This is a genomic window from Nocardia alni, from assembly GCF_019038435.1.
In the GTDB taxonomy this organism is placed as follows: Bacteria; Actinomycetota; Actinomycetes; order Mycobacteriales; family Mycobacteriaceae; genus Nocardia; species Nocardia alni.
In genome coordinates this window covers 1-3380 of record NZ_JAGPOX010000278.1, presented here as the reverse complement: position 1 = coordinate 3380, position 3380 = coordinate 1, and the positions used below count along the sequence as shown (strand labels likewise).

The 3380-nt window shown below is 67.8% G+C and carries 4 protein-coding genes and 1 pseudogene; 3 read left to right on the top strand and 2 right to left on the bottom strand.

Going from position 1 to position 3380, the window contains the following annotated elements; translation table 11 throughout:
* A partial coding sequence (locus JZ791_RS43680; protein ID WP_216903796.1) for an enoyl-CoA hydratase/isomerase family protein occupies window positions 1–720 on the bottom strand: 720 nt, incomplete at its 3' end.
* A gap of 144 nt (window positions 721–864) precedes the next feature.
* Between JZ791_RS43680 and JZ791_RS43675 the strand changes: the two genes are divergently transcribed.
* The gene (locus tag JZ791_RS43675) at window positions 865–1638 is read left to right on the top strand and encodes a TetR/AcrR family transcriptional regulator (protein WP_216903794.1); all 774 of its coding nucleotides are present in this window, start codon (window positions 865–867) and stop codon (window positions 1636–1638) included.
* A gap of 184 nt (window positions 1639–1822) precedes the next feature.
* Here the strand turns inward: JZ791_RS43675 and JZ791_RS43670 are convergent, their stop codons facing one another.
* The gene (locus JZ791_RS43670; RefSeq protein WP_216903792.1) at window positions 1823–2212 is read right to left on the bottom strand and encodes a DUF2237 family protein; all 390 of its coding nucleotides are present in this window, start codon (window positions 2210–2212) and stop codon (window positions 1823–1825) included.
* A 161-nt stretch (window positions 2213–2373) separates the two neighbouring features.
* Between JZ791_RS43670 and JZ791_RS43665 the strand changes: the two genes are divergently transcribed.
* A complete protein-coding gene (locus JZ791_RS43665) occupies window positions 2374–2784 on the top strand; it encodes an RpiB/LacA/LacB family sugar-phosphate isomerase (protein ID WP_216903790.1) in 411 nt (136 codons plus the stop codon).
* A 48-nt stretch (window positions 2785–2832) separates the two neighbouring features.
* Window positions 2833–3380: pseudogene (locus tag JZ791_RS43660) on the top strand (signal recognition particle-docking protein FtsY); the annotation flags it as partial.

The window sequence follows — 3380 nt, the reverse complement described above, 5'->3', positions numbered from 1 at the left end:
GGGTTGTTTCATGATCGTCTCGGCTAGTTCCCAGGCGCGGGGGAGTAGTTGGTGGGCGGGGAGGACCTCGTTGACCAGGCCGAGTTCCAGGGCTTGCCGCGCGCCGATCGGCTGGCCGGTGTAGAGGTGGTACGCGGCGCGTTTGGTGCCGATGAGTTCCTGGAGGGTCAGTTGCTGTCCGTCGCCGGGGGCTGCGGCGGCCAGGAAGTGGGGGTCGGTGATGGTGGCGGATTCGGCGGCCAGGGTGATATCGGAGAGCAGCGCGAATTCCGTGTGCGCGACGCTCGGGCCGTTGATCGCGGCGATCGTGGGGATGTCGATGCCGAACACGAAGTTCTCCACCAGTTTGGTGGCGTCGTAGAAGCCGTGCTCGTAGCCGAAGTCCGCGGGGAGGGGGACCGAGTGCATCTCGTCCACAACCTCTTTGGGGTCGCGGGCCGCGGTCTCGGGCGTGCCGAGCCAGCGTTCGCCGGTTCCGGTGATGATCAGCACCTCGTTGTCGGGATCGTTGCCGATCTCCAGCCACGCCTGTGCCCAGGCGTTGTGCACCGCGAAGCTGAACTCCGCCGGGCCGCCGTCGGTGTGCATCCGCAGTTCGAGGATGCCGTCGCGGCGTTGCATGACAAAGTATTTCGAGTATTTCTCGGCGTAGTCGCCGAGGTTCGGGCGCGCGACGAAACCGCCGGTGCGCGCGTGCCATTCGTCGAGTTCTCTGGGCATGGGGGCAACCTTTCGCAGGGTGATCGGAGTGGTCATATCCGCCCTGCCTGTTTCGGTAGAATGCGGGTTGGGCAACCCGTATTTCGGACGATACGGGTGCCTGCGCTCGGTTCGCTAGGTCGGGGAAGGGATGTGCGTAACGAAATGACCTCTATCGCAACGGCTGTCGTGGGCCCGGCCGGGCGGGCCGACGCTCGCCGCAACCGCGCGTTGGTGCTGACCGCGGCCGAGCACGCCTTCGCCGAGCGTGGCACCGGCGTCTCGCTGGCCGAGATCGCGCGCCGCGCGGGGGTCGGGGCGGGGACCGTCTACCGGCACTTCCCGACCAAGACCGACCTGCTCGAGGCGGTGATGCAGCAGCGCCTCGAGCGAATGACCGCGCGCGCCCTCGCCGGTCTGCGCGCGCCCGATGTGGGCGAGGCGTTCTTCTCCTTCTGCACCGAGGTCATCGTGCGATCCCCGCGTAGCAAGGCGGTCTGCGACCTGATCACCACCGACGACGGCTGGCCCCGGGCCCTGATGCGCGGTGCGGGCGATCGGTTCCGCCGTGCGCTGGACGAGCTGCTCGTCCAGGCGCAGCGTCAGGGAGCGGTGCGCCCCGATCTCACCGTTGCCGACCTGTCCGGGATCTTCATCGGATGCGTTGCCATCCAGGGCGTTTCGGGCTCGGGAGACGAGTTGGTCCATCCGGCCCGGATAATCCTGGACGCGCTGCGCCCGGCGGCCGCCGCACCCGTAACGAAATACACCGGTGTGGCGGACCACCGTAACGAAACCCGTAACGAAATTGCGGAAGAGTTCACGCGGTGTCCGATATGCGGCAACGCGCTGTGGCACGCGGGCCCCGGCCGCCGCGCACGCTACTGCTCCGCGGCATGCCGCCAGAAGGCGCATCGCCGTCGGCATCGCGCCGCCTAGGCCGAGCGTTCGGGAACGGGCCGTCAGAGATCGCGGCTATCGCGGGTGGGGAGTATCACACCGGCGATGTTGTCATCGCGGCGGTGATTTCGGCGGTTCGCGGATTCTGGTGCGAGGGTGTCGTCGCATCTGTTCCGGTCGCCTGCTTGCCTGCGGACGGCCGAAACGGGTGCGAGGAAGCCGATTACAGCAGATCGCTGACGTCGTCGGGGACGTCTACGGCGTATTTGCGGAGGGTGTCCATCGGGATGACCTCCAGGGCGTTTTCATGGGTGGCGGCCAGGATGACAGGGGCGGCGACGCCGTCTTCATGAGCGTGGAGCCAGCGTACGGCGACAACGCACCATCGGTCTCCCGGTTGCAGACCGGGGAAGTTGTTCTCCGGACGTGGGGTACTCAGGTCGTTGCCGATCGACTTCTGGTGCTCCAGGAACTCGGCGGTAACGACGGTGCACACCGTGTGGCTGCCCAGGTCTTCGGGGCCGGTGCTACAGCAGCCGTCCCGATAGAAGCCGGTAAGAGGATCGGTGCCACACTCCTCCAACGGACCCCCGAGCACATTGCGATCGGTCACGTGGCCGATCCTATTGTCTCTGTGACGGATTCGCCGCTGCTTCTGCCGCGTGGCACTGAGAAGACCGAACTGGTCGGTTTTTAAATAGCTCGGATTCGGTAGCTCGAGCGTGTCTGTTCGCGCGTCGACCTGGGCATGTGCTGGGAACTACCCTCGAAGGTATGCGGATCGCGTTCGGAACCGACGAATCCACCGGGCTGACCGACCACTTGCGCGACTGGCTGTCCGGGCGCGGGCACGAGGTGTGGATCCTCGCCGACGGTGACGCCTGGCCGGATGTCGGGCGCCAGGTCGGGGAGGCGGTGGCCGGCGGTCGCGCCGATGTCGGGGTGGTGTGCTGCTGGACCGGAACCGGTGTCTCGATCGCGGCGAACAAGGTTTCCGGCGTCCGGGCGGCGCTGTGCACCGACCGCGAGACGGCCGCCGGGGCCCGCAAATGGAACGACGCCAACGTGCTCGCTCTAGGCCTTCGGCTGACCTCGTCGGTGGTGGCCGAGGAGATGCTCGAGGCATTTCTCACAACCGCGCCCGAGGAGTCCGAGGCCGGGAACTACCGCCGCCTGGACGGGTAGCCCGTCCATTGCGCGAGAGTGTCGCCGTGTTCTGACAGGATGGGGCGCGTGACTGCGCAAGTGTGGATTCTGCTCGCCGTGATCGCCGCTGTGCTGGTGGTGGCGCTCGTTGTCGCTGGATTCGTCCGGTACAGGCGCGGTCGGGTGTCGCTCACCTCGACCGCACCGGACAAGGAAGTGACCGATCGGTCGGGCGGATATACCGCCTCGAGCGGGTTCAACTTCAGTCAGGGCGGCGTGGGGACGGGCACGCTCGCGCCACCGAGCCCCGAACCGGTTCCGGTCGAGCGGACCGATGACGAGGGGCAGCCGCACGTCGGTGACGATGCGGCGATTCCGCGCGATTCGACGCGCCGCGCGATCACCGACATTCGGCTGCCGGAGCAGGACGTCGCCGAGGAGCCGAAGGCCGGGGGCTCCGGTGTCGCCGTCCCGGCGGGCGACGAGGTCGAGGAGGCCGAGACCGATGTCCTCGGATCCGTCCCGGCGGCCGTGCCCGTGGATTCCGCCCAGACCACCGTGCCCGTGGATTCCGCTCCGGCGACCGAGCAGACGGCTCCCGCCGCCGAGGCCGCCCCCACAGCCCCCACCGAGGC